The organism is Mesorhizobium sp. P2_E9 (assembly GCF_056403815.1).
The window spans coordinates 165005-190960 of record NZ_JBFUET010000014.1; the positions used below are offsets into that span (position 1 = coordinate 165005).

General features: G+C 60.1%; 18 protein-coding genes and 2 pseudogenes. 13 read left to right on the top strand and 7 right to left on the bottom strand.

Going from position 1 to position 25956, the window contains the following annotated elements; translation table 11 throughout:
- The first annotated feature begins 208 nt into the window (after positions 1-208).
- On the top strand, positions 209-1120 hold the full coding sequence (locus AC1D05_RS24760) for a LysR substrate-binding domain-containing protein (protein WP_477444345.1): 912 nt from the start codon (positions 209-211) through the stop codon (positions 1118-1120).
- Positions 1121-1313: 193 nt separating this feature from the next.
- A complete protein-coding gene (locus AC1D05_RS24765) occupies positions 1314-2309 on the top strand; it encodes an isopenicillin N synthase family dioxygenase (protein ID WP_477444346.1) in 996 nt (331 codons plus the stop codon).
- A gap of 55 nt (positions 2310-2364) precedes the next feature.
- On the opposite strand, the gene AC1D05_RS24770 is transcribed toward AC1D05_RS24765, so the two are convergent.
- From AC1D05_RS24770 to AC1D05_RS24780, 3 genes and pseudogenes are all read right to left on the bottom strand, one after another.
- Positions 2365-3243, bottom strand: a complete 879-nt coding sequence (locus AC1D05_RS24770; protein WP_095774056.1) for a LysR substrate-binding domain-containing protein — start codon at positions 3241-3243, stop codon at positions 2365-2367.
- Positions 3244-3391: 148 nt separating this feature from the next.
- A pseudogene (locus AC1D05_RS24775) lies at positions 3392-4043 on the bottom strand (GntR family transcriptional regulator).
- A gap of 266 nt (positions 4044-4309) precedes the next feature.
- Positions 4310-5959, bottom strand: coding sequence for an ABC transporter substrate-binding protein (locus AC1D05_RS24780; RefSeq protein WP_477444347.1), 1650 nt, complete (start codon positions 5957-5959; stop codon positions 4310-4312).
- Positions 5960-6621: 662 nt separating this feature from the next.
- Between AC1D05_RS24780 and AC1D05_RS24785 the strand changes: the two genes are divergently transcribed.
- The 5 genes from AC1D05_RS24785 (at position 6622) to AC1D05_RS24805 (ending at position 13740) form a co-directional block, all read left to right on the top strand.
- Positions 6622-7656: an ABC transporter permease gene (locus AC1D05_RS24785; protein ID WP_477444348.1), complete on the top strand. Its 1035-nt coding sequence runs from the start codon at positions 6622-6624 to the stop codon at positions 7654-7656.
- Positions 7657-7668: 12 nt separating this feature from the next.
- Positions 7669-8826, top strand: coding sequence for an ABC transporter permease (locus tag AC1D05_RS24790; RefSeq protein ID WP_477444349.1), 1158 nt, complete (start codon positions 7669-7671; stop codon positions 8824-8826).
- A 51-nt stretch (positions 8827-8877) separates the two neighbouring features.
- A complete protein-coding gene (locus AC1D05_RS24795; RefSeq protein WP_477444350.1) occupies positions 8878-11082 on the top strand; it encodes a dipeptide ABC transporter ATP-binding protein in 2205 nt (734 codons plus the stop codon).
- Between the two features lie 347 nt (positions 11083-11429).
- Positions 11430-12668 carry an aromatic ring-hydroxylating oxygenase subunit alpha gene (locus AC1D05_RS24800; RefSeq protein ID WP_477444351.1) on the top strand — a complete coding sequence of 413 codons (1239 nt, stop codon included), beginning with the start codon at positions 11430-11432 and terminating at the stop codon, positions 12666-12668.
- Positions 12669-12672: 4 nt separating this feature from the next.
- A complete protein-coding gene (locus AC1D05_RS24805; RefSeq protein ID WP_477444352.1) occupies positions 12673-13740 on the top strand; it encodes an FAD-binding oxidoreductase in 1068 nt (355 codons plus the stop codon).
- Between the two features lie 121 nt (positions 13741-13861).
- Here AC1D05_RS24805 and AC1D05_RS24810 read toward each other — a convergent pair whose 3' ends face one another.
- Both AC1D05_RS24810 and AC1D05_RS24815 read right to left on the bottom strand, forming a co-directional pair.
- Positions 13862-14464 carry a dimethylsulfoniopropionate lyase gene (locus tag AC1D05_RS24810; RefSeq protein WP_477444353.1) on the bottom strand — a complete coding sequence of 201 codons (603 nt, stop codon included), beginning with the start codon at positions 14462-14464 and terminating at the stop codon, positions 13862-13864.
- A gap of 36 nt (positions 14465-14500) precedes the next feature.
- The gene (locus tag AC1D05_RS24815) at positions 14501-16537 is read right to left on the bottom strand and encodes an oxidoreductase (RefSeq protein ID WP_477444354.1); all 2037 of its coding nucleotides are present in this window, start codon (positions 16535-16537) and stop codon (positions 14501-14503) included.
- A 148-nt stretch (positions 16538-16685) separates the two neighbouring features.
- Between AC1D05_RS24815 and AC1D05_RS24820 the strand changes: the two genes are divergently transcribed.
- Genes AC1D05_RS24820 through AC1D05_RS24830 form a run of 3 tightly spaced genes read left to right on the top strand, consistent with a single transcriptional unit; the run spans position 16686 to position 20158 of the window.
- On the top strand, positions 16686-17315 hold the full coding sequence (locus tag AC1D05_RS24820) for a TetR/AcrR family transcriptional regulator (RefSeq protein ID WP_477444355.1): 630 nt from the start codon (positions 16686-16688) through the stop codon (positions 17313-17315).
- A 15-nt stretch (positions 17316-17330) separates the two neighbouring features.
- Positions 17331-18125, top strand: coding sequence for a pyrroline-5-carboxylate reductase family protein (locus AC1D05_RS24825; protein ID WP_477444356.1), 795 nt, complete (start codon positions 17331-17333; stop codon positions 18123-18125).
- 47 nt (positions 18126-18172) lie between these two features.
- On the top strand, positions 18173-20158 hold the full coding sequence (locus tag AC1D05_RS24830; protein WP_477444357.1) for an oxidoreductase: 1986 nt from the start codon (positions 18173-18175) through the stop codon (positions 20156-20158).
- Here AC1D05_RS24830 and AC1D05_RS24835 read toward each other — a convergent pair.
- Both AC1D05_RS24835 and AC1D05_RS24840 read right to left on the bottom strand, forming a co-directional pair.
- Positions 20153-20848, bottom strand: a complete 696-nt coding sequence (locus tag AC1D05_RS24835; protein WP_477444358.1) for a corrinoid protein — start codon at positions 20846-20848, stop codon at positions 20153-20155. The two genes, AC1D05_RS24830 and AC1D05_RS24835, sit on opposite strands and share 6 nt — an antisense overlap.
- 98 nt (positions 20849-20946) lie before the next feature.
- Positions 20947-21363, bottom strand: a pseudogene (locus AC1D05_RS24840) (ABC transporter substrate-binding protein); the annotation flags it as partial.
- Positions 21364-21549: 186 nt separating this feature from the next.
- Here AC1D05_RS24840 and AC1D05_RS24845 point away from each other — a divergent pair.
- The 3 genes from AC1D05_RS24845 (at position 21550) to AC1D05_RS24855 (ending at position 25938) form a co-directional block, all read left to right on the top strand.
- On the top strand, positions 21550-22296 hold the full coding sequence (locus AC1D05_RS24845) for a hypothetical protein (RefSeq protein WP_477444359.1): 747 nt from the start codon (positions 21550-21552) through the stop codon (positions 22294-22296).
- A gap of 712 nt (positions 22297-23008) precedes the next feature.
- Complete coding sequence (locus AC1D05_RS24850; protein WP_477444360.1) at positions 23009-24685, top strand: S1C family serine protease; 1677 nt, start codon at positions 23009-23011, stop codon at positions 24683-24685.
- Complete coding sequence (locus tag AC1D05_RS24855; protein WP_477444361.1) at positions 24682-25938, top strand: hypothetical protein; 1257 nt, start codon at positions 24682-24684, stop codon at positions 25936-25938. Before AC1D05_RS24850 ends, AC1D05_RS24855 begins: the two co-directional genes overlap by 4 nt.
- The last annotated feature ends 18 nt before the right edge of the window (positions 25939-25956 follow it).

Here is a 25956-nt window from a genome sequence, read left to right on the forward strand (position 1 = left end):
GAAAATCATTCCCACGTCCCCCTGCAGAACTCTCACCTTTTATTGATTTGCGACGGTCAGCATGTGCCGGGTGAAAATATCTGCGTCCCGACAGCGCCAGCTTTCGCCTGATGCGATCTGGTGTATGCATGGCAGCAATCACAATGTCTCGCCTACGTCTTTGCCGAAATCGCTGCGCCGCTCGGTTTTCGAATGTTTGGAGCCCAAAATGGTTCGCCGATATTATGACCTGCCCTCCCTGACAGCTCTCGCCGTGTTCGAAGCTTCCGCCAGGCACTTGTCATTCAAACTGGCGGCGGGAGAGCTGAATGTGACTCCCGGGGCGGTCAGCAGGCAGGTCAAGGCGGTCGAGGACGAACTGGGCGTGCAGTTGTTTGTGAGGCTGGGCTCAGGGGTGATGCTGACGAGCGCCGGCGAGGACCTTTATGGCGTTCTTGCGAGCGGCTTTTCGCGCGCAGCTGAGATTGTCCGCACCGTCAAGCGCGGCGATCGGTCCAAGAACGTCACCCTCGCCTGTTCTGACGCCTTTGCTACAATGTGGCTGATACCGCGCATGCCTGATTTCTGGACTCGCTACGGCGAGATCGCAGTCGATCATCTGATTTCCGACAATCAGCGTGACTATCGAAGGGCCGAGGTGGAGTTGCGCATCCGATACGGGTTCGGTTCCTGGCCTGACGAGAATGCCGAGCTTCTTTTCAGCGAAACCATCTATCCGGTCTGCGGGGTGGAGTTTGCTACAGCGCATCGAGACGCGACGGCAGCATCCTTGCCGGACCTTCCCTTGCTGCATGTTGACTGGGTTGATCCAAACTGGGCGATCTGGGATGAGGTATTGCGTCGTGCGTCCGTGCCTCATGGTCCGACCCGCGGCCGCCGATTCGGCAAATTCCTTGTAGCCATGCAGGCGGCTCAGGCTGACCAGGGCGTGGCGCTGGGCTGGCATCGGCTCGTGAAGTCACAGATCGAGGACGGTAAACTGGTCAGGCTGACCGAACTCGAGCTTCCGGCGCCAGGGGCCTATTATCTCACCTGGAACGATAACCGCACGCTTTCGCCCGCTGCCGAAATCCTGCGAAGCTGGATACGAGAAATCGCTGCGCAGGAACGAAGCACCTAAAGTTCTTCCGCACCGAAGCGCTCCTCGTTTGGATGTCACGGCGATCCTGTCGTCAACGTCGCATAGGCAGCGGTCTTCCGAGGTGACACCAGGTTATTAGAAGTAATCCGAAAGCAATATTATTGCAGTTGAGGAGATCGGACCGAATGGGCCAAGGTCAGCCCGGTCTTCCTCCATCAAACCAAGGTGCTCAATGTCCGTAGATCTCGTTGCCAAACTGGACGACAAGCTGCGTGCGAAGCGCGAAAGCTTCGACAAGATTCCGGTGGTCGACATCGCCCCACTTCTCGATGGCAGCAACAAGCAGGCGGTGGCCAAGCAGATACGTTGGGCGCTGTCGAACACTGGCTTCATGTACGTGAAGAACCATGGGGTCCCCCAGGAGTTCGTCGATTCGGTGTTCGATGTGAGCCGCCGGTTCTTTGATTTGCCCATGCCCCAGAAGATGGAGCTGCACGTAAGCAAATCAGATGTCGCACTGCGCGGATACATCGAGCCATTCGGGGAAAACACCGATCCAGGCAAGACGAAAGACCTCAAAGAATGCTTTGATATCGGCCCTGAGCGTTCGACCCTGGAAGGTCCGTTTTTTGGCTCCAACCAGTGGCCCTCAACCCTGCCCGAGTTTTCCGAGCTGACATACGCATACCATCAAAAAATGATCATCCTTGCGAAAACGCTGTTGAAGGGCATCGCGCTCAGTCTGGACTTGCAGGAAGATCATTTCGAGAAACTGATGCAAAACCCGATCAGTATCCAGCGCCTTCTCCACTACCCTCCGCAAGGGGGCTACGTCGGGGAAAACATCATCGGTATCGGTGCGCACACCGACTATGGCAATCTGACCATCCTGGCGCAGGACGACGTCGGCGGTCTGCAGGTCATGAATCGCGACGGCGACTGGGTAGAGGGCACACCCATCCACGGCACCTTCGTCATCAACATTGGCGACCTGATCCAGCGGCTCACCAATGATCTCTATCTGGCGAATATGCACCGCGTGATCAACACCACTGGGCGGGAGCGGTATTCGATCCCGTTCTTTATCGATGCTGATTTCGATGCAATCATCGAACCGCTGGCGTCCTGCGTCACGAATAGCAACCCGTGTCGCTATAAACCGGTGACCTGTGGCGAGCACAAATTCGGGCGTTTCGCAGCAAGCTACGCCCACTTAGCCAAGGCATAGCGAGCGCGGTGGTGTGATGCCGCCAAAATAAGTCCGCGAGCGAGAGAGCAGCCACTCAAGAGCTCTTGGTGAGCCAGCTCGCAAAAAGCCGCGCTTTCGAACCTGCCCTGGGCTGGATTTTCAGATAAAACGCCATGGGTGATGGAATATTTTCGGGCACAAGGGTGACCAGCCGTCCTTGTTCAATCAGGCTTTTGACCAATTCATCCCACCCCAATACCGCCCCGATATCATCCTGAGCGGCTTGGAGGGCAATCATGTAGTTGTTCACGGAAAACCTGCGGCCCTTTGGCATGGTGTGCCCAAGCGCTTGAAACCAGTCCGGCCAGTTCGTCCAGTCGGTTTCCTCGTTATCCATATGAATCAAAGGTGCATTGAGCAGATCCTCAACTCGGCCAATGCCGTGCTCGGCGGCGAACCTTGGAGTTCCGAGCGCGACAATGCGATCTTGAAAAAGTTTGTGGCACTCTTCGAGATTCTCCTTCGGATCTCCGTACTGAATACTTAGGTCGCAGCGGACGGATTTTGTGGGAACGTCGCTGACGATCTGCGAGACAGCCACGGTAGGATGGCTTTTCCAGAAGGCCGAGATTTTCGGTGTCAGCCATAGCGAACTGACGGCCGTCGTTGTCCGGATGGTCACGTCAGCGGTTTCCGGGCGATCGCGCATGTGCGTTACGGCGTCGGAAATCGTCTCAAGCCCGCGCTGCACGGCAACGAACAAGAACGCCCCCTTCTCAGTCAATTCGACACCGCGGCTCATGCGCAGGAACAGGTTGCATCCCAAATCACCCTCAAGCGCCTTGATCTGGTGGCTGATCGCCGCCGGCGTCACGTTCAATTCCTGGGCCGCGTTTTTGAAACTCGCATTTCGGGCGGCCGCCTCGAAGCAGATGAGAGCGGTCACCGAGGAGAGATCGTACGGTCTTGGCATCACAGCTCTTCGGACCCGTTTTCCGTATCATGCGAGGGCGGAGCGCAAGAGCTTATCTGAACGAAATCGGGATGAGAACAAATGCTATTGCATTGATAGCGCCCGTTCCAATGGTGCGTGTTGGCTGGAGTGTAGATACCTTCGAACTTCAAGACGATTTCTCCATCGATCCGGCAGGCGTTTCGACAAGCGCATCTGCCTTCATTCCTTCCGGGGCGATGAGCATTTCCATGTTCTCGCGCGACAACACCCGGTGTTCGAATACAAGGTCGACGACCGTGTCCTCGTCGGGCGAGCCGATTGCAGCGATGAAGCCATCATCGTGGTCGGCAGGCGAGCGGCAGTCACCGGCGCATGTCATCTGTACGCGGCCGGAAGAAGGTGTGGCCGATCCGGGCGTGGTCGATCAGAGGTCGGCCAAGGCTCGGCTGCAGGTAGGCGTTGCCCGACATCTCGCCGATGATCTCGCGGAAGCGATTCCAGCCCCATGGAGAGCACGTCGCCGGTGACGCTTGCCGTGCGGAACCGTTCCTGTGTGTCCTTGAGGTCGGCAAGCTGCTTCGGCTTGAAGTTCTAGACCGCAAGGCGGCCGATCGCGGCATAGATCATCGGCGCGACCAGGAAGTAGTGCCTGAGCATCTGATGGTTCATGGGGATGACGCGCGCGCCGCGGTTGGGACGGATATCGATATAGCCTTCACCTCGAGCCAACGAAAAATCTCGCGAACCGGTGTTCGGGAGAGGCCGTAGCGTGCGCTCAAGCTCGCCTCGTCCAGGTCCGGATCAGGATCGAGGTCCATCGTCAGAATCTGACGCTTCAGATTGTCGTAAAGACCGTTCTTTCCGCTCTTCACCGAGGCCTCCTGCTGCCTGATTGGGGACGAGTCCCGCTGAAGAGGTTACCTGGGAGTCGCCGAAGGGTAGGTAGGAAGCATTCGTTCCTCGCCTACTGTTCGCGGGGGCGGCGAGAGCTGGTATCCAGCTTGAGGGCTGTCGCACTCTCGGCCCGCCGGCACCTGTTTTCTGCAACAGGTGCCGGCGGGTCATTGCCAGCTTGGGAGCTAACTCATGCGTCCAGCCACACGTTCTGGAGATCCATCTCAAAGGTTTGATGGATGCTGTAGTTCTTCACCTTCTTGTTCGTGTGGCTGTAGAGCTTCTGCCAGAATGGCTGAATGATGACGCCCGAATCCTGCAGGATCTGCTCGACGTCCTTCATCACCTCGCGGCGCTTCTCCACGTCGACGAGCGAGAGAGCTTGCTTGAGCTTGGCGTCGAAATCCGGATTCGAGTACGCCGATTCATTCCAGGCTTCGCCAGTGCGATAGCCGAGCGCCAGCACCTGAACGCCGAGCGGGCGCATGTACCAGATCGTCATCGAATAGGGATATTTCGTCCAGTCGTTCCAGAAGGTCGAACCCGGCAGCACCGTGCGCTTCACCTTGATTCCGGCATCGCGCAACTGACCGGCGATCGCGTCGCCGGTGTTCTTTTGCCAATCGTCCTCGACGGTAATCAGTTCATGCTCGAAGTCTGCCTGTCCGGCGTCGGCCATCAGCTTCTTGGCGCCGGCGGCGTCGCGTGTCTTCTTTGGCAGGGGATAATATTCCGGGTGGATCGGGGCGACGTGGTGGTTCTCGCCGACGGTGCCTCGCCCGGCATAGCCGAGTTCGAGCACGGCATTGTTGTCGACGGCCATTTGCAGGGCGTTTCGGACCCGTTGGTCGTCATAAGGCTTGTGGGTGATGTTGGTGCGGGCAACCAGCGTGGTCGCCGTCGCCACCTCTGTTTTCACCAGATCCATCTTGTCGAGTATGTCGATGAAGTCGGCCGGTGTCTCGAAATTGAGATCGATCTCGCCAGAGTCGAATGCATTGATCGAGGCGTTGAAGTCGGTGCCGTAGTCGATGAACTCGACGCCGTCGAGCGGCGCTTCACCGCCCCACCATTTGCCATTCTCACGGCGCTTGACGACCGCCTTCTGGCCGACATCGTAGGAGACCAGTTCAAACGGTCCCGTGCCGATCGGCTTCTTGATCGGATCGGCACCGTCGGCATCGAAGTTGCGATGGACCACCAGGGCCGGATAGTCGGTGAAGTTCGGGATCAGCGAGATGTCGGGTTCGCTCAGCTTCAACCTGACCGTGTTGTCGTCGACCTTGGTGATCGCGCCATCCCTGGCTTTGCCGGTCTTTGCATCGATCAGCGCGCCGACGCGTGCGGCCATGGAATTGCCGGCGACATTCTTCTCGCACCAGCGCGTCAGATTTTGAACGACGTCATCGGCGTTGAAAGCATCGCCGTTGTTCCAGGTGATACCCTTGCGCAGATGCAGCGTGTATTCGGTGGCGTCGTCGTTGATATCCCAGCTTTCGAGCAGGACCGGCTCGAAGGTGAATTGTCTGGTGTAGCGGACCAGAGGCTCCAGCCAGCAGCGCGAGATGTTGGCGAGCTCCACCCAATCGTAAGTGCGCGGATCCTTCTGCCCCTTCACCGACATCGAGACGCGCAGCGTTCCGCCTTTCTTCGGCTCTTCGGCCAGGGCCCGATCCGGCACCGCAAGGCCGATCATGCCATAGGCAAGCGCAGTCGATGCGCCGAAGGCGCTTGCCAGCGCCAGGAACTCGCGCCGGTCCATGCGACCCGCACGTGCCTCTTGCGCCATCGCCTCGATAGCGCTCGGCACGCGATCGCCACTGCTTCGAAAAAAGCTCATTTTTCAATCCCCCAGTTTGACGTTCTCAATTCCTCTCGTAGTGTCCTCGACACACGGAGAAGAAAGAAGCCGGCGCGTGAGCCGCTCAGTGCCGGACTATTGCTGAATGTGCGGCGATTGCCCTACTGCAAAAAACTCACGCCCGCGTTGACTAAAAGGCACTCGGCTCCTGACAACATATCAATCTTGGTGCGGTTCGGATTGTCCGTCGCGCTTGCACGTCCGCCCACCTCGAGAAGTTTGCGGTTGAGCAGTCAGGCGGACATTCGGAAAGACTATTGAAGCGAGCGAATGTGCGGCTCTATCGTGGCTATTGCTGGCTATGATGCCGAGAGGCTGACTTGCGGTGCTGAAAAGTTTCCGTCCCGAGGTGCATGAATTTCCCTCAGTCGGACTGGCAAGCGATCCAACGGCGATCCTGCAAGTGGGAGGCAAAAGTTTGCTCGAAAAAAAGTCAATCGGCAGGTTACTTTTTTGCGATGCCTACTATCGCGGTTCCATGTTAGCGAACTTCTGCTTGGTCCGGGCGAGAAGAACGATCCTTTGAGCAAGCGAGTTACTCGATGATCGCATCCGAAGGTCTTCTTGACAGCTAGCCTTGCCGTTGTTGCGGAGGCGGTTTCCAGCAGGCTTCAACCCCAACCCGTCGGCAGGGGGCCGCCATGCTTTCCTTCGTTATCAGGCGTCTTGGCACCATGGCATTGACGATGCTGTGCCTGACGATGATCGTCTTCTTCCTAATCAATCTCGAACCGAATTTGAAGAAGCTGGCGATCAGCCAGACCGAGATGCATACCTCCGCCGACCAGCTCGAAAGCTGGCTGGTCAACCATGGCTACCGGCAGAACTTCTTCGTCCGCTATGGCCAGTGGCTGGGCGTCCTGCCCAAGCAGCCGGTGACCGATCCGGCGACCGGCAAGCCGACGCAGCGTTTTTCCTTCTGCAATGACCCGCTGGAGCCGAAATTTTCCGGCATCCTGGAAGGTGATTTCGGCTGCTCGACCAAGTTCAAGACCAACGTTGCGTCGAAGCTGTTTCCCGCACTCGGCGCCACCGGCATCCTGATGCTCTGCGTGCTGCTGGTCATGGTCCCGATCTCGCTCTTGATCGGCATCCTTGCCGGCATGCGCGAGGGCTCGCGAACGGACCGGACGCTATCCGTTGCCTCGATCGCCTCGACGGCGACGCCTGAATATGTGTCGGGCGTCATCTTCACGGTCATCTTCGCCTCGTGGCTCGGTTGGCTGAACGGCTCGGCTGCCTCGGCAAGCCAGGGCATCACCTTCTACAATTTCACGCTGCCGGTGATGACGCTGGCGATCTACGGCATCGGCTACATCGCCCGCATGACGCGTGCCTCGATGGTCGAGGTGATGACGCAGCAATATATCCGCACCGCCCGCCTGAAGGGCCTCTCCTTCGGCAGCGTGGTGGTCAAACATGCTTTGCGCAATGCGCTGATCGCGCCCTTCACCGTCATCATGCTGCAATTCCCCTGGCTGCTCACCGGCGTCGTCATCGTCGAGGTGATGTTCCGCTACCAGGGCTTTGGCTACACGCTGGTCGAGGCGGCCGGCAACAACGACATCGACCTTTTGCTCGGCTGCTCGCTGGTCTCGGTGTTCATCGTCTTGATCACGCAGCTCATTTCCGATGTTGGCTACGCGTTTCTCAATCCGCGTATCAGAGTTCAGTAGGGGGCGAAGCGGATGCCGGTTCAATATATCAGTGGCTTCACCGTCGTCCTCGAAGTGCTGTCGCGCTTCTGGCCGGTCTGGATCGCGCTTCTCATCGTCATGGGGGCGAGCTTCGTCTACAAGAAGAAGCTGGCGCTCTACGGCCAGCTGTTCGACAGCGGTGTCGGCATCGTCGGCGTCGGCATCTGCCTGTTCTGGCTGTTCACGGCGATCTTCGCCGCGACCATCTCGCCCTTCGATCCGCTGGCCCAGGTCCCCATCATGAAGGACGTGCTGCCGGGCGCCGTCGAACCGCAATCGGGACTGACCTATCTGTTCGGCGGCGACAAGCTGGCGCGTGACGTGTTTTCGCGCATGGTCTATGGCAGCCAGATCGTGCTGATCATCGCGCCGGCGGCGACGGGGTTTGCGCTGATGGTTGGCATCACGCTCGGCCTGCCGGCCGGCTACTATGGCGGCAAGATCGACACCGTGCTGTCGTTCCTCGCCAACCTGGTGCTGGCCTTCCCGGTGATCCTGCTGTTCTACCTGCTGGTGACGCCGGGTATCATGGACACGCCGATCCCCTACGGCATGGCCGGGCTGTTCTTCATGTTCCCGATCATCTTCTTCAGCGTGCTGTTCTGGACGCGCTACAAGAACCGGCCCGACCGGCTCTACATCCTTCTCGGGCTGACGCTGATCATCGGCGGCTGGGTCTACCTCGGCCTGGTCTTCGATGCCGATCCGTTCAAGATCATCCACATCGATCCCAACCAGCTCAACATCTTCGTCGCGGTGGTGTTTGCCTCCAGCCCCGGCGTGTTCCGCATCGTGCGTGGCCTGGTCATGGACATCAAGACCCGCGACTATGTGGCGGCGGCGCAGACGCGCGGTGAATCGCCCTGGTACATCATGCTGTGGGAAATCCTGCCCAATGCGCGCGGACCGCTGATCGTCGATGCCTGCCTGCGCATCGGCTACACCACCATCCTGCTCGGCACGCTCGGCTATTTCGGACTGGGGCTGGCGCCGGAGAGCCCGGACTGGGGCACCGCGATCAAGGACGCCAGCCGGCTGCTGCGCTCCTTCATCCATCCGGCGCTGCCGCCGACGATCGCGCTGATGTCGTTCGTGCTCGGCTTGAACCTGCTCGCCGACTCGTTGCGCGAACAATCGATGAAAGACTGATCCGCGGGTTTCGGCCCGACGCGCCTGAAAGAAATTGGATTGGAGCGACCCATGAATGAGGCAGTTCGAAATCCCGGCAAGCCGACCCCTGGGCCAACCGCTGCGCCGATCATCGAGATCGAAAACCTGTCGATCTCCTTCTTCACCCGCAAGGGCGAGATACCGGCGGTCATGGATTTTTCCTGCACGGTCATGCCGGGCGAGGCTATGGGCATTGTCGGTGAATCCGGTTGCGGCAAGTCGACCGTGTCGCTCGGCATCATGCGCGACCTCTCCAACATCGGAAAGATCGTCGGCGGCAAGATCAAGTTCCAGGGCAAGGACATGGGCGAGCTTTCCGATGAGGAGCTGCGCGCCATCCGCGGCAACAAGATCGCCATGATCTACCAGGAGCCGATGGCGAGCCTCAATCCGGCGATGAAGGTCGGCCAGCAATTGATGGAAGTGCCGCTGATCCACGACAAGGTGTCGAAGGAAGAGGCGTACAAACGCGCGCTGGACATGGTGCGCTCGGTCAAGCTGCCCGATCCCGAGCGCATGATGCGTTCCTACCCGCATCAGCTTTCCGGCGGCCAGCAGCAGCGCATCGTCATCGCCATGGCACTGCTGTCGAAGCCGGCGCTGCTTTTGCTCGACGAGCCGACGACGGCGCTGGACGTGACGGTGGAGGCCGGCATCGTCGACCTGGTCAAGGGGCTCGGCGAGAAGTTCGGCACGTCGATGATCTTCGTGTCGCACAATCTCGGCCTGATCCTGGAGACCTGCGACCGCATCACGGTGATGTATTCGGGCGAAGCGGTGGAGACCGGCAAGATCAAGGACGTCTTCGACCGGATGCGCCATCCCTATACGCAGGGCTTGTTCCGCTCGATCCCGCTGCCGGGCGCCGACAAGAACTCACGGCCGCTGATCTCCATTCCCGGGCAATTGCCGCTGCCGCATGAGCGGCCCAAGGGCTGCAATTTCGGTCCGCGCTGCCACCATTTCGTCGAGGGGGTCTGCAACGCCGCCGAAATCCCGATGATCGAAGTCGCGGGACATGAAGGCCATTTTTCGCGCTGCGTGCGCTTCAACGAGATCGATTGGGAAGCGCTGCCGCCCGGTGCCAAGAAGGTCAACGAGCGGGTCGTGCCCGGCGCGCCGGTGCTCAAGATCGAAGACCTCAGGAAATACTACAAGGTCGGCGGCAGCGAAGTCTTCGGCTCCAGCGAGGGCCGCGTCGTCAAGGCCAATGAGACGATCTCGTTCATGGCGCGCGAATCCGAGACCGTCGCCATCGTGGGCGAGTCCGGTTGCGGAAAATCAACGCTGGCCAAGGTGCTGCTCGGGCTGGAGACGGCAAGTTCCGGCACCGTGACGCTCGGCAACAAGGAGATCCAGTCAACCGGCATCGAGAAGCGCAGCGTCGATACGGTGTCGTCGATCCAGATGGTGTTCCAGAACCCGTTCGACACGCTCAATCCCAGCCATTCCGTCGGCTCCCAGATCATCCGCACGCTGGAAAAATTCAATGTCGGCAACAATGTCGCCGAGCGGCGCAAGCGGATGCTGGAACTGCTCGACCTGGTGAAGCTGCCCCGCGCCTTCGAGACCCGCAAGCCGCGCCAGCTCTCGGGCGGCCAGAAGCAACGCATCGGCGTGGCGCGCGCCTTTGCCGGCGACGCCAAGGTGGTGGTGGCCGACGAGCCGGTATCGGCGCTCGATGTGTCGGTGCAGGCGGCGGTGACCGAACTGCTGATGGACATCCAGCGCAAGAACAAGACGACGATGCTGTTCATCAGCCACGATCTGTCGGTGGTGCGCTACATCGCCGACCGCGTCGTCGTCATGTATCTCGGCTATATCGTCGAGCAGGGCACGACCGACCAGATCTTCGCGCCGCCCTACCACCCCTATACCGAGGCGCTGCTGTCGGCGATCCCGATCGCCGATACCAGCGTGGTCAAACGGCACATCGTGCTCGAGGGCGATATCCCGTCGGCGATGAACCCGCCATCGGGCTGTCCGTTCCAGACGCGCTGCGGCTACAAGAAACTGGTGCCCGACAATTTGTGCGAGACCAAGGTGCCGCCGGTGAAGCATCTCGGCGATGGCCATATGAGCCTGTGCTGGCTGGCCGACGACGTGCTGGCCAAGATGGAGCCGGTGATCAAGTTCGACAAGGAGCACGCCGCGCATGAAGGCGTGCCTGAAGACGCGCCGCGCGGCTCAGGCGCGACAATTCACAAGTCCAGGGGACCCGAGAAACCGAACTGAGGGTCAATATCGGCTCACGGAAGCTCGCAGTCGACTTGGTTCCATTCGCGATAGCGGCCTTGATCTGGCGGCTGAAAACCGTGGACACCACGTTCAGGTCCTCAGCGGCATTTTGTAAACCCGCATTTCAGGCGCCACCTCAAAGCAGATGAGCGGTTGCCAGGAAGGTGACCATATGGTCTTGGCATCACGCGGCTTTTCGGAGATGCTTTCCGTTTTATGTGAGCGCCCGCGGCACGCAAGAGGTTAGCTGAAGTAAATCGTGATGAAAATAAATGCCGTTGCATAAAAGATTTTGAGATAAGAAAATTTCAACTCAAAATGCACGTCACCTATGGAATTTCCGCATGAACGCCGCCTCGCCCTCCATCCAAGAGCTGCTAGCCCGCCGCGTCTCGGGCTATGCCCTTGAGCAGCCGTTTTACACATCGCCGGCGATTTACCAGCTCGATCTCGAGCACATCTTCTACCAGGAATGGCTCTACGCGGCCCCGGCGTGCCAACTTGCGAAAACTGGCAGCTACGTGACGATGCGCGTGGGTGCCTATGAGGTGGTCATCGTGCGCGCCCGCGATGGTGAAATCCGGGCCTTCCACAATTCCTGCCGCCATCGCGGCTCGATGATTTGCAAGGCGCGCGAAGGCCAGGTGGCCAAACTCGTCTGCCCCTATCACCAGTGGACCTATGAACTTGACGGCAAGCTGATCTGGGCCAATGACATGGGACCCGGCTTCGACATGTCCAGACACGGCCTGAAGCCGGTCCATCTGCGCAATCTAGCCGGCCTGATCTACGTCTGTCTGTCCGATACACCCCCAGACTTCGAACCGTTTGCCGACCTGTCCCTTCCCTACCTTGAGGTCCATGACCTCAACAATGCAAAGGTCGCGCATACGTCGACCATCATCGAGAAGGCCAACTGGAAGCTCGTTTGGGAGAACAACCGCGAATGCTACCACTGCAGCAGCAACCACCCGTCGCTCTGCCGCTCCTTCTCGCTCGACCCGGAAGTGGCGGGCGTGTCTGCCGACGGATCGGTCTCGGCGACGCTTCAGGCGCATTTTGACCGATGCGAAGCCTCAGGCGCGCCTGCGCAGTTTCGCCTTGGTGGCAGCGGCCAGTTTCGCCTGGCGCGGATGCCGCTACAGGAAAAGGCCGTGAGTTACACGCTCGACGGCAAGGCCGCCGTTCATAAGAATCTTGGTCGGGTGGCTCTGCCCGAAGCAGGCTCGCTGTTGATGTTCCATTATCCAACGACCTGGAACCACTTCCTGCCGGATCACTCCTTGACCTTCCGAGTCACGCCGATCAGCGCCATGGAAACGGAGGTCACCACCACCTGGCTCGTGAACAAGGAAGCCGTCGAGGGGGTTGACTACGACTTCAAGCGCCTGACCGAGGTCTGGATTTCTACCAATGATGAAGACCGCGAGATCATTGAAACCAACCAGCGAGGAATCTGCTCGCCCGCCTATGTTCCCGGACCGTATTCGCTGGTTCAGGAAGGCGGTGTGACCCAATTCGTTGATTGGTATGCGAACTGGCTTGAGCGCTCTCAGACCTCGGTGCAATTGGCCGCGGAGTGAACCAATGAACGTGGTCATGAAACCCAGGCTGGTTTTCTGGACTGACGCGGAGGAGCTCGAGTGTGCCTCCTTTCTTCCGGAGGCGCCGAACGTCCTGACCTTTTGTTTCCGGTCGCCGTCCGGAGCGCTGTTCAACTTTGATCCAGGGCAGTTCCTGACTTTGGAATTGCCTATGCCCGGCGGACCGATCTACCGGACCTACACGATATCCTCATCTCCGTCGCGGCCGACCTCGCTGACCATTACCGTAAAGGCGCAGCCGGACTCTGTCGCAACGCAGTGGATGTTTGACAACCTCCGGCCGGGCATGCGCCTGCGGGCAATCGGTCCCGGGGGCACCTTCTCGGTGGCGCATCAGCCAGCCGAAAAGTATCTTTTCATCTCAGCCGGCTCGGGCATCACACCGATGATGTCCATGACTACACATCTGTATGATTCCGGAGTTGATCCGGACATCGTCTTTGTCCACTGCGCGCGCCGCCCTTCTGAGATCATCTTCCGCGAACGGCTTGAGCATATGGCGTCGCGCGTAACTGGCATCGACCTGAAATGGGTGGTTGAACAGACCGATCCATACAAGCCGTGGACGGGTTACAGAGGCATGTTCAACCAACTTATGCTCGGACTCATGGCGCAGGATTATCTTGATCGCAAGGTGTTCTGCTGCGGACCCGAGCCCTTCATGCAAGCCGTGCGCGAGGCACTGGCCGGTCTCGGTTTCGACATGGCGCATTACCATCAGGAAAGTTTCCGCGCGCCTCTTCCTGAGGCCGAAAAAGTCCCGGATGACTTCGTTCCCACCGAGAAGAACGAGGCCGAGATCGAATTTGTCCTATCCGGCGTCTCGGCGAAATGCGTCGAGACGGATACGATCCTGGCTGCGGCACGGGCTGCCGGTCTGGTGATCCGATCGGGTTGCAGCATGGGAATATGCGGGACATGCAAGGTTCGCAAAATCGACGGCGATGTGCACATGGTCCACAATGGCGGCATCACCGAGGAAGAAATTGCCGACGGCTATATCCTTGCTTGCTGTTCCAATCCGGTTGGCCGGGTGAAGATCGAGATATAGCAACCATTTCGCGATCTTTGATCAAGGGGTTTCTTCGAAATCGGCAGCACCTTGACCGGCAGCTGTCAACCGAGTCGTGGATGAAGCGAATTGATGAATCAAGCGCTTCACCCGGGCAAGCTCAGTGATGCGTCTCATCCACCAACAGTGCCCAGAAAGCGAACAGCGGCGCATCCAGCGATCTCATCGCGTGTTTGATGCCTGGCGGATTGTAGAATGAACCACCGATGCCCGGCGAAAACCAATCCTTGTCAGCCTGCTTGAACTCGCCATGCGAAAGCACGAGGTAGGTTTCTTCCGGCTGATGATCGTGGTCGGGATACCGGACGTGAGGAGCCATCAAAGTGACGCCGAGCCACAGATCGCTTCTGTCCTCGATGCCGCCTGGGCCAAGGATCATCGCGTTGGCGTGACCGTCACGGAAATTGCTGCTGGCCGAGGGGGCGGGATTTGATTTCGGCCGCCATTCGAGCAGCGGCTCGATCGCCTTGAAGCGCTCAATCAGGTTGCGGAGCGAAGACGGGATCGCTTCTTCCGCCAACGCCGGGCCGAGATAGGAACAGACCGGCAAACGGCTCCCTGCATTGGTCCGCTCCAGCCCGGGAACTTCCGATTGGGCGAAGAGCTGGATGATCGATCTGCGCGATCGCAGATCGTGTGCGAACTGGTCGAAGGCCACGAACGCCGTGTCTACAAAATATTGCAGGGCCTCACTTCTGTTCATCTCGCAGCCCTTGTTGTTGGCGTCCGTTGTCAGACGTCAGATGTCTTTCGCCAGTCGCAGTGCGTCGTAGATCGCGGCGTGGGTGTTGCGGGCCGAAACGGCGTCGCCGATACGAAAGAGCTGGAACTGGCCCTGCGGATTCCGCATCACCGACTGCGGTTGTCCGGCGATGAGCTCATCTTGCGAAATCTCGCCGTGATTGGTCGACTTCGGTTTCAGTTCGAAATAGATGTCGTCGAGCGGAAGGGTGCCGTGATTGACGACAACCTGATCCACGATGCGCTGCTTGGATATACCGCCGTAGTCGCTGCCGACGTTTGCAATGAGCTGGTTGCCGTTCTTCTCAACAGACTCAAGTCGATAGGTGACCGTGAAGGTGACATCAAGTTTTTGAAGAGACCGCATGTAGGGCACAAGGTTCATCGCCATGACCTCGGGTGAGAACGACCGGTCCGGCGTCATGATCTCGACCTTCGCTCCGGCTCCCGCGAGGAATTCCGCGGCCTGAAGTGCGGCGTGGTCGCCAGCGTCATCGAAGATCAGAACATTGCTTCCTGGCTTTACGTCTCCGGAGATGATGTCCCATGAGGACACCACCAACTCGTTGCCCTTGGAAAGGACGTCGGTGTGCGCCACCCCGCCCGTCGCAATGATGACGACATCAGGATTTTCCGCCTCGATGGTTTCTGCTTCCGCCCAGCTATTGAACTTGACGGTCACCCCGTATTTTTCGCACTGGGCAATGCGCCAGTCGATAATGCTCATCATCTCCTTGCGGCGCGGGCTCAGAGCTGTCAGGCGGATCTGTCCGCCAGGGTCGCTGGCGGCCTCGAAGACCACGACCTCGTGTCCCCGCTCGCCCGCCACGCGGGCCGCCTCGAGGCCGGCCGGACCTGCGCCGACGATGACAATTTTCTTGCGGGTCTCGGCCTTGGGGACGATGTGCGGCATGGTCAGTTCGCGACCGGTCGCGGCGTTGTGAATGCAGTATGCCGCCCCGCCCTGATAGATGCGGTCAAGGCAATAGTTGGCACCCACGCAGGGCCTGATTTCGTCTTCGCGTTTTTCGATGATCTTGCGCACGATGTGTGGGTCGGTCATGTGGGCGCGTGTCATGCCGATCATGTCGACCTTACCCGATGCAATCGCGTGGCGCGCAGTCGCCACGTCCGGTATTTTCGCGGCATGGAAGGTTGGGAAGTTGGTCGCGGCACGAATCTCGCCGGCAAAATCAAGATGCGGCGCATTCGCCATCCCCTGGATCGGAATGACGTCGGTCAGCCCCGCATCGGTGTCGATGTGGCCGCGGATCACGTTGAGGTAATCGATAAGGCCGCTTTGCTTAAGGCGCTTGGAGATCTCAATGCCCTCCGACCTGCCGGTGCCGCCGGGGAGACATTCATCTGCCGTATAGCGCACGCCCAGGATGAAGTCCTCGCCGACGCGTGAGCGGATCGCCTTCAAGACGTCCATGCAGAAGCGCATGCGATTATCAAGGGAACCACCATAGGGACCGTCAAGGTCGTTCGTGAGAGGCGACGTGAACTGTTCGAGCAGGTGGCCGTAGGCCTCGAGCTCGACGCCATCCATCCCGCCCGCCTTCATCCGCTCGGCGGCGTCCGCGAAGTCCTTGATGATGCGCTCGATATCCCAGTCCTCAATTTTCTTGGGAAATGCGCGGTGTGAGGCTTCCCGATGATGGGATGGCGCCACCACGGGAAGCCAGTCGCCCTTGTCCCAGCGTGTACGCCGTCCAAGGTGGGTGAGCTGGATCATGATGGCGGCGCCCTCTGCGTGCACCGCATCTGTCATCTGCCGGATCCACGGCACGATCTCGTCCTTGTAGGCGAGCAGGTTGTTGAAAACCGGGGGACTGTCCTTCGAGACCGCCGCGGACCCGGCCGTCATCGTCATCGCCACACCGCCCTTGGCCCTTTCCACCGTATAGGCAAGGTAGCGCTGCTTCGGCATCCCGTCCTCTGGATAGGCTGGCTCGTGGGAGGTCACGATGATGCGATTGCGCAGGGTCAAATGCTTGAGTTTGTAAGGTTGCAGAAGAGGATCGCTCGACATCTGACGGACTCCGGGCTGGGACGGCAAGCGCGAACGCTATGCGAAAATGTACATATATGTCAAGTTTAGCTTCTGAGAAGTCGACAGAGTCGACATAGGTGTACATTTTGCTGGTTTTCAGTTTGGCGTTTTGTTAGGCTGGCCGCTCATGGAGCAGATTTCGAACGATAGCGGATGGCGTGGATCGCCGGAGGGATGGCTAGAAGCCGCCTACGACTTGCTTCTGGAATCCGGCGTCGACACGGTGAGAATTTCGCCATTGGCCAAGAAGCTGGGCCTGTCGCGCACCAGCTTCTATTGGTTCTTCAGGGATAGAGAAGAACTGCTGGCTGCCCTCGTGGCGCGTTGGCGCGACAAGAACACCGGCAGCCTCGTCAAGCAGGCCGAGGCCTATGCCGAGACGGTTGCCGAAGCGATGCTGAACGTTTTCGACTGCTGGCTCGACAAATCCTTGTTCGATGCCCAGTTCGAATTCGCAGTCAGAAGCTGGGCGATTCAATCCCCTGACATTCTGGCGGAGGTCCAGAAAGCCGACCAGACGCGTCTCGACGCCATGAGCCAGATGTTCGTCCGCTTCGGTTACAAGGAAAGCTTGGCCGATGTTCGAGCGCGCACCGTCTACCTGGTGCAGATCGGCTACATCTCAATGCAGACCAAGGAAGATCTCGCGGCCCGCATGAAGCGCATTCCCGGGTACGTGGAGATTTTTACAGGCGAGGCCCCGCAGCAGCGCGAACTGGATCGGTTCTTCGCCAGACATGACTATTTGGCGGACTGAGGAAGAGTTGCGACAATGAGCAAGCCCATGAGCATCGGGATAATTGGTGGAGGGGGCTGGCTTGGACGCGCCTTCGCCGAGGCAATTGTCGATGCACAAATAGTTGCCGCCGGGCAGCTCACGCTCTCTTACAGAAGCGGTCAACCGGGCTTTCTGCCAAACGCTATCTGGATCAGGGACAATCAGGAACTGGTGGATCGATCTGACGTCATCATCGTTTCGGTCCGACCCCAGGATTGGCCCGCCATCGAGTTCGCTGCGCACGGCAAGCTCGTGATGTCGGTCATGGCCGCAATCCCCCTCGACCAATTGGCTCGACGTCTCAAGACCGACCGCGTCGTCCGCACGCTTCCGAATGCATCCGCAGAAGTGCGCAATTCCTACACGCCCTGGATCGGCACTCGGGGTGTCACCGACGATGACCGCAATGTCGTTCGCCGGATTCTGGAAGCCTGCGGCGCCGCCGACGAGGTCAAAACCGAAGCAGATATCGACTACATGACCGGCCTTACCGGATCCGGCCCGGCGTTTCCGGCGCTTTTGGCGGCGGCGATGATCGACGATGCCGTCAGGCGAGGAATAAGCCCGGACATTGCCCGAAGGAGCGTCAGCGCGGTGCTGGTTGGAACGGGGAAGCTCCTCGAGGCTCGCGCGGATTGTCCGAAGGATATCGTCCAGACCTTCATCGACTACCGCGGCACTACCGCGGCTGCAATCGAGGCCATGCGTGCAGCCGGGTTTGAAACTGCCGTGGCAGACGGCCTTGCCGCAGCGCTTCAGAAATCCGTGAGCATGGGACAAGCCTCCTGATTGCCACACGAGGCGGTTGCCGTCCTCCGACCCGCAGGTGAGAAATCATGTCAAAACTCTTTCCGCATCTGTTCTCGCCAGCAAAGTTGGGCAGCCGCACGCTGCGAAACCGGATCGTGTTCGGGGCACATACCGCCAACATGGCCGAGAATGGCGTGCCGACCGAACGACACGTAGCCTACTATGCCGAGCGAGCCATCGGCGGGGCTGGCATGATTGTCGTCGAACCCATGCCTGTCCATCCGGCCGCCGTCCTGACACGCGGCAATTTTCGACCTGGCGATGATAGCGTCATTCCTCATTTCCAGCAGGTCACGCGCGCGATCAAGGAACACGGGGCGATCGCCATCCAGCAGCTCTATCACATCGGTGCGCATGGCGATTCGGACAACTCGTTTCATGCTCATTGGTCGCCCTCGGGCCTTCCAAGCTATCATGACAGCGATGGTTCCCACGCCATGTCCGAGGATGAGATTTGGGAGACTATCGACGGCTTTGTTCAGGCCGCGCGCCGCTGCCAGGAAGCTGGTTTCGATGGCGTCGAAGTCTGGGCGGCCTATCTCGGACTGGTCGATCAGTTCTGGACACCCTGGACAAACCAACGCGAGGACCAATGGGGAGGCTCGCTCGAAAACCGCACGCGGATGTCCCGCGAGATCCTGACCCGCATCCGCGAAACATGCGGCCGCGATTTTATCGTCGGGCTGTCGGTCAGCGATGAGCCCGACTACACAGTCGCGCTCAGTCGCCAGGAACTGGCGGAGATCATTCAGCTGCATGATGAACAGGGACTGATCGACTACGTGACCTGCGGCACCGGCAGCTACCTCGATTTCTACAAGATAATGCCGACCTTTCTCTATCCGGAGAAGCTTGGCACCGATCTCGCGACGGTCCTGAAGGGTGTGGTCAAGACGGCCCTCGTGGTAGCCGAAAGCCATATCAGAACGCCGGAAAACGCCGAAACGGTGCTTGGCGAGAAAGCTGCCGACCTGGTCTCGATCGTGCGGGGCCAGATCGCCGACCCGCATCTGGCCCGCAAAGCCGCTGCGGACCGGTCGGAAGATGTGCGGGGATGCATATCCTGCAACCAGATGTGCTGGGGTCGTCGTTCGCGCGACTACTGGATCAGCTGCCTCATCAACCCCTCTGCGGGGCGCGAGTTTGAATGGGGTGGCGACCGGTTCACGGCAGCCGCCATCAAAAAACGCGTGCTTGTCGTCGGTGGCGGTCCCGCCGGCCTCGAGGTGGCACGGGTTGCCGCCGAGCGGGGGCACGACGTGGTGCTGGCCGAAGCCTCCAGCAGACTGGGCGGGAACTTTCTGCTCGCCGGACTGCAACCGCGCCGCGGCCAAATCCTCGACCTTCTCGGGTGGTATGAGCGCCAGCTCAGCAAACTGAATGTCGACGTGCGACTGAACACCTATGTCGAGGCGTCGGAAATCGCCTCTTTTCAAGCCGATACCGTCATCCTCGCCACGGGGTCGGTGTCTCCTGAAACAGGCTTCCAGAAGGCTCTGCCGGCGATGCCGGGCCTGCCCGGCATCGACAGGGGCAATGTCTTCTCGATCGAATCCGTTATGGCCCGCGTTGCGCGGCCAGGTAAGCGTGTGCTTTTGCTCGACGAGGGCGGCGGCTGGCGCGGCGGTGGCACAGCCTGGAAACTTGCCGAGGAAGGCCATCAAGTCACCATTCTCACGCCTGATCCGTTGGTCGGCAAGGAACTGCAGCGCACGGCTGCCGATTTCCCGCTGCGGCGGACATTGCGTCAGCTTGGCGTCACATGGCTGGTGGATGTCAGTGTGCTGGAGTGGCACGGGGACGGCGCGACCGTCGTTGACCACAACACCCGAGAAGAAAGCTTCGTGCCGGGCGATTGCCTTGTTCGCGCAACCACCAACGTGGCAGCGAATTGGCTGGCGAAAGAGTTGGAAAATACGTCGCAGCCTTTCGTGGAGGTCGGCGACGCCGTCGCTCCGCGCCAGGCGCCCTACGCCTTCCACGAAGGACGGAAGATTGCCTTGGAGCTATGACACGCCCACATTGTGCTTGCGCTTCATGAAATCCTTCGCGGTCTCCACTGCCACCGCTGCATCGCGGCAATAGGCATCGGCACCCAAAGCCTTGGCTAATTCCTCGGTGAGTGGCGCACCGCCGACCAGCACGAGATAGTCGTCACGGATGCCCTTGTCCTTCATCGTGTCGATGACGACCTTCATATAGGGCATGGTGGTGCTGAGCAGCGCCGACATGCCGATGATGTCGGGCTTGTGCTCCTCCAGGGCTGCCATGTACTTCTCGACCGCGTTGTTGATGCCGAGGTCGATGACCTCGAAGCCGGCGCCTTCCATCATCATGCCGACGAGGTTCTTGCCAATGTCGTGGATGTCGCCCTTGACGGTGCCGATCACCATCTTGCCCTGAGTTGGCGCGCCGGTCCCGACAAGCAGCGGACGCAAAACGGCCATGCCGGCCTTCATCGAATTGGAAGACCAGAGCACGTCCGGCACGAACAGGACGCCATCGCCGAAATCCTCGCCAACAACGTGCATGCCCGATACCAGCGCCTCGGTCAGCACCGTGTAGGGCGCCCAGCCGCGGTCGAGCAGAATGCGGGTACCTTTCTCGATGGCTTCCTTCAGCCCTACGTAGAGATCGCGGTGCATCTGCTGCACCAACTCGTCGTCGGAAAGTTCGGAAAGGATGATCTCGTCGTCGGACATTTTGTTGCCTGCGCAAATTGCTGTCAGTGATTCACGGGCCGCCGGCACCTTTTGTCAGAGGTGCCGGCGGCTGTTGCTTGCAAGTCTCGGGAGTTACATCAGGCGTCGAGCCAGACGTTCTGGAAGTCCATTTCGTAGGTCGGGTGCATTCCGTAGTTCTTTACCTTCTTGTTCATGTGGCAGTAGAGCTTCTGCCAGAACGGCTGGATGATGACGCCGGAATCCTGCAGTATCTGCTCGACGTCCTTCATCACCTCCTTGCGCTTGGCGGGATCGGCCAGCGAAAGCGCCTGCTTGAGCTTGGCGTCGAAATCCGGGTTGGCATAGGCCGTTTCGTTCCAGGCCTCGCCCGAGCGATAGCCGAGCGCCAGCACCTGGACGCCGAGCGGACGCATGTACCAGATCGTCATGGAATAGGGATACTTCGTCCAGTCGTTCCAGAAGGTCGAACCCGGCAACACCGTGCGCTTGACCTTGATGCCGGCATCGCGCAGCTGGCCGGCGATCGCGTCGCCGGGACGCGCTGCCCCAAAAGACGCCGCAGCAATCAAACCTGGCTGTAGGCAGAGAAGTATAATGCTCATTGAACATTTTAGTGACGATCTTTCTCGGAGACGACGGAGGGTTTATACATCCGGTGAAGTACCGGTTGAAGGCCTCAATGAATGAATGCCATCAGTGGGCTTTTTGGGGAGCGACCTATGAAACGTCTTGGGGCTTGCGCATTGATTTCCTACTGCATAGCTGCGGCCAGCGGGGCCCAGGCCGCCTGCTACGACATCTCGAAAGGGCAGCCGTCGCAGCTGAGCGGCGATCTCCATCGCCGAATACTTCCCGGGCCGCCGAACTATAAAGACGTGCAGACAGGAGATCAGCCCGAGCCGACTTACTTACTGGAGCTGGATGCCGACATCTGCCTTGAGGGCCAGGACTTTGCCGATCCCGAGTCCAGTTTCCGCGAAGTTCACGTCGTGCCGGTCGGCGGCATGGACAGCGCCATGGCTACCCTGATCGGACGCCGCGTTACTGTCGGTATCGTTGATCGATGGGCTACTGATAATGCGCATCACCGAGCCCCGCTCATGGCTATTGTCGGAAGTATCGCGCCTGAAGAGGACATCACGGAACAGTACGGCACTCCGGCGACTGTCGTGCGGGCATTTTATCTGGCTCTCGGCACCGGGGACGGCAAGGAGGCGGCGCGGTTCGTAGTTCCCGGAAAGAGCGCCAAGGGTCCTCTCTCAGCGGTCGAGCTGAGTCGCTTCTACGGTGGGATGCAGGAGCCGCTTAAGCTTCTCGGCATCGAAGCGAAGGCAGATGACTTGTTCTTCGTCAGCTATGCGTTCAGGAAGGGTACAACGGCATGTTCTGGCCGCGCGGAAGTGAGGACAGTGAACAAGGGCGGCAAGCACTACATCAAAGGCATTAAGGCGCTCGACGGCTGCTGATACGATCGCACGGCTAGAACTGTCCACTTGGCAGGCTTACGCTCGCATTCTACGCCTTGCTGCTCTGCCCGATCCGATAGAGTAGCCGGGAAATTCACTCGTGGCTAAGCCATATGTCGATGCGGTAGCGATCGGAACCTTGCATGGGCAATAGACCGTCCGCGCGTGTTCCCACTCCGGCAGGACGAAGGAGCGGACGCATCTCAGACGAGCGGGCGGCTCCAAGCAGGAGCTCTCGGAATCTGCAGTGAAAAAGACGCGCAAACATGTTTCCCTGTCGCTGGTATTCTGTTTCAAGCGGGACTTGACCGCCAAGTCAGCGAAGTTCGCTGATTGACGTCATGACTGGCGAGGTGGAGGGCGAGTTAGACGGCCAGCCAGAAGCCTCATGACAGATCGCGATCTTTCCCGTTGCCCCATTTCCCTTTTGCCGTCGGCAATGCCCCCTGTGGCGATCGGCAATTCGGCCCGGCGCGACCGTAATCCTCCAGAATTTGCATTTCCAGCCCCAAATGGGGGATGTGCAACGCCAAAATGGAAATCAAACTAGGAACTGGCGCCAAGATGGGAAATAGGCTGCGGTCCGCTACAGGTTAAGCATCTGAGTCGAATCTACTTGAGCGCTCGTTGACACTGCGTTTTTTTCCGTCGAAGTATGCCGGAGGGGACGCCGCATAGTTAACGATTTCTTGCGGCAAGGGGAAGGTGCCTAATGGCTCGAGGGGGCAATGTCCACTTCGTTCGTTCAACGTCCGCGCGTGCCGACGACGTGTTGGCCGTCGCCGGGAAGCCGCTGTGGCGCGACTGCGAAGCGGCGTTCGCCCGCATAGACGAATTGTGCGGGGACAACGCGTCGAGGTTGTTCGCTGAGCCGAACGCCAAGGAGCAGGAGGGCGGACGCCTGGTCGTGGCGTGGTTCAGCAGCTTCGACGACGAGCCGAAGCGGCTGGGCGAACTCGACCGAGGAAAGCGCGCCAGGGTCGAATCGATCTTGGCGGCGCGGATCGAGGCGCTCCGTCCGGCGCTGGCGGACCGAGAAATCGGCGAAACCGTTGGCGCGATGCTCAACGTGGCGGACGAAAACTCAATCCTTGCCGTTGGCGAGAACGCCGTCCTCACGAATTGGGGGGTCCTGCCGGATGAAGCCCGTTCCTCTCGTGCCGCATTCGTGCGGCACAGCGAGAAGACGATAGGACCCTACCTGCCAAGCGGAATATCGCCCCGGGTGCCGGGCCAGACGTGGGCCGTCGCCGGAGGCTCCGCCACAGCCGGTCTGTCGCCCCCGCGGCGCGTGATTGAGCCCGAAGCGGCGGCAGAATCCATTCAAGGGACTGAGGCAGCGGTTTCAGTGAGACACGGGCAGGCTTGGCTTTGGCCCATAGCTGCCCTTTCGTTCGTGTTCGCCGCCTGCCTGATCTACGCCGCCTGGCCGGGCAACCTCGTCTATCCGGAGGCGCTCCCGCCGCCGCCGACAGCTCCGCTCGTGAACAACGAAGAGGTCAACCGGAGCCTCGAAGATCGGATCGGCAAAATGAAAGCGGAACTCGCAAAGGCTGCATGCGAAGCAGATTCATCCGTTCTCGGTCCGCCGCTCCATGAAGCCGGTGGCGGAACGGGAAACGGCGCCTCGGCGGCCGCCGACGGACAGGCGCCTGGACCCGGATCACCGCATTCGCTTCTCGCCGCTCTGGACTCGGCCACGGTCCTCGTGCTCGCGCCCTCGGCGGACTCGCTCAGCACTGGAAGCGGGTTTTTCGTGAGCCAGAAGGAAATTCTCACCAACAACCACGTTGTCGAAGGCGCCGGGGAGACGGTATTCGTCGCCAGCAAGGCGCTCGGGCGCGCGGTCCCCGCCCACGTCGTCGCGAGATCCGGGAACGGCGAGACCGGAAACCCGGACTTTGCTCTCCTGCGAGTCGACGAGGCGCCTAGCACAGTAATGCCTCTGCATTTATCGACGGAGATCGGGAGGTTGGACAGTGTCATCGCGGGAGGCTTTCCATCCTTCGTGATGTCCATGGACAGCACCTATCGGGCGATCCTCAATGGAGATACAACGGGGATCGGCCATCTTGAGATGGTCGTCACGCAGGGCAACGTGATGGCCATGCCTCAGGGCGGGGCGGCGAAGGTCATCACCCATTCGGCAAACATTTCCCCCGGCAACAGCGGAGGTCCCCTTTCAGATGCCTGCGGCCGGGCGGTCGGAGTGAACACCTTCATAGTCCTCGACGGGGAGAACGTTCAGAAGCTGAACTTCTCCCTCGGCGCGAGCGACGCCATCCGGTTCCTGTCAGCCAACGGGGTGACGGTGGCCGCCGCCGATCAGCCGTGCAATCCGACCACGGGGATCGCGGCCGCAGGGCCAACGGAAGGCCCTATCCAATGAGCCAGTTCGTCGCCACCACGACCCTCAGCCTAATGCGTTCCCTCGGATCGACCGCGGAGCGATCGGTCCATAGGCTCCAGGCCGTGCTCGGACGGGAATTCCCCGGGGGCATCGGGCTCGAACTGGCCGAACCAGTGCCGCGCAAGGACGGTTCGGGGATCGACTGGTATACCGAGCGCGACGAGCCGCTCGTCCGCCTGACGGAACTCCCGCCCGAAACGGCGGCCGTTTACAAGGCGCGCCTGGACCAATCTGTCCGCGCTGTCCTTCGTGCGGCCGCCGCGCATGAGGCTCGCTCTGACCCAGCGGCCCGGTCGACGGCTACCGCGCTGCGCAACGCGGTGACATTCCCCGATGACGAGAACGTGTGGGTCTCCGGCGACTCCGACGGGAGCGACGGAGTGCTCGTCCTTACGGCATGGGGTTACGAAAAGCATGACGCAGAGACCAGCGGCAGAGGACAGATCGCTGCAGTCGCACGGGACCGCCCGCCGACGGTGTCTGTTCCGGATGCAGCAGTTGAGCTACCCGTGCGGGCTACCGGGCCTTCCTGGTGGCGGTCGATCGCCCGCAGGGTTCTCTGGCTTGTGCCCCTCGCTCTCGCGGGGGTGACCGCGTGGCTGCTTCTCCCAGCCTGCGGCTTGGTCCTTCCTTTCGGCGTCACCGCCTTCGGAAAGGGCGGAGGCGCTTACTGCGCTCTTGCGGCGCCGCCGCCGACCGTCGATCAGGCCAGCCTGCGAACGCAGGAACTGATGTCGGAAGAAGCAGTGATCGAGGAGCAGCTGCGGCGGCATCTGAATTCATGCCAGCCTCCGCCCAGAGCCGAGCAGCCCGGCACGGTAGAGCAAGCGGAAGACCGCGTTGACAACGCGGGAGGACTGAAGGGCCAGACGGAAGTGACGCTCACTTGGAACGGCCCAGCTGACCTGGACCTGTTTGTGAAATGCTCGGGCGGTGGAACCGTGTCGGCTCGTCATCCTGCGTGCGGCGCCGTCTCCGACGTCGACATGAACTGGGAAGGGTACGGACCTTTTAGCAACGCGCCTGTCGAACATATAACTTGGGCGACAGAACCCCCAGCCGGCCACTACGAGGTTTACACGAGATTGTTCAACAGGCGCAGGGATTCATCCCCCGACGTCGAGTTCAACGTCATCCTGAAGAGGGGTGATTCCAGGAAATCCGTCGCGGGCAGTCTAGCCGACGAGTCCAGCGCCGTGCAGCGAAAAGTCATGGAGTTCGACGTCCCGTGACCCCAGCAAGCCGACACC

Coding starts and splice junctions, on each gene's coding strand:
- AC1D05_RS24790 (WP_477444349.1), top strand. CDS start 7,669: ATGCCGGTTCAATATATCAGTGGCTTCACCGTCGTCCTCGAAGTGCTG.
- AC1D05_RS24780 (WP_477444347.1), bottom strand. CDS start 5,959: ATGAGCTTTTTTCGAAGCAGTGGCGATCGCGTGCCGAGCGCTATCGAG.
- AC1D05_RS24795 (WP_477444350.1), top strand. CDS start 8,878: ATGAATGAGGCAGTTCGAAATCCCGGCAAGCCGACCCCTGGGCCAACC.
- AC1D05_RS24810 (WP_477444353.1), bottom strand. CDS start 14,464: ATGAACAGAAGTGAGGCCCTGCAATATTTTGTAGACACGGCGTTCGTG.
- AC1D05_RS24825 (WP_477444356.1), top strand. CDS start 17,331: ATGAGCAAGCCCATGAGCATCGGGATAATTGGTGGAGGGGGCTGGCTT.
- AC1D05_RS24760 (WP_477444345.1), top strand. CDS start 209: ATGGTTCGCCGATATTATGACCTGCCCTCCCTGACAGCTCTCGCCGTG.
- AC1D05_RS24835 (WP_477444358.1), bottom strand. CDS start 20,848: ATGTCCGACGACGAGATCATCCTTTCCGAACTTTCCGACGACGAGTTG.
- AC1D05_RS24770 (WP_095774056.1), bottom strand. CDS start 3,243: ATGCCAAGACCGTACGATCTCTCCTCGGTGACCGCTCTCATCTGCTTC.
- AC1D05_RS24820 (WP_477444355.1), top strand. CDS start 16,686: ATGGAGCAGATTTCGAACGATAGCGGATGGCGTGGATCGCCGGAGGGA.
- AC1D05_RS24830 (WP_477444357.1), top strand. CDS start 18,173: ATGTCAAAACTCTTTCCGCATCTGTTCTCGCCAGCAAAGTTGGGCAGC.
- AC1D05_RS24855 (WP_477444361.1), top strand. CDS start 24,682: ATGAGCCAGTTCGTCGCCACCACGACCCTCAGCCTAATGCGTTCCCTC.
- AC1D05_RS24785 (WP_477444348.1), top strand. CDS start 6,622: ATGCTTTCCTTCGTTATCAGGCGTCTTGGCACCATGGCATTGACGATG.
- AC1D05_RS24765 (WP_477444346.1), top strand. CDS start 1,314: ATGTCCGTAGATCTCGTTGCCAAACTGGACGACAAGCTGCGTGCGAAG.
- AC1D05_RS24800 (WP_477444351.1), top strand. CDS start 11,430: ATGAACGCCGCCTCGCCCTCCATCCAAGAGCTGCTAGCCCGCCGCGTC.
- AC1D05_RS24815 (WP_477444354.1), bottom strand. CDS start 16,537: ATGTCGAGCGATCCTCTTCTGCAACCTTACAAACTCAAGCATTTGACC.
- AC1D05_RS24850 (WP_477444360.1), top strand. CDS start 23,009: ATGGCTCGAGGGGGCAATGTCCACTTCGTTCGTTCAACGTCCGCGCGT.
- AC1D05_RS24845 (WP_477444359.1), top strand. CDS start 21,550: ATGAAACGTCTTGGGGCTTGCGCATTGATTTCCTACTGCATAGCTGCG.
- AC1D05_RS24805 (WP_477444352.1), top strand. CDS start 12,673: ATGAACGTGGTCATGAAACCCAGGCTGGTTTTCTGGACTGACGCGGAG.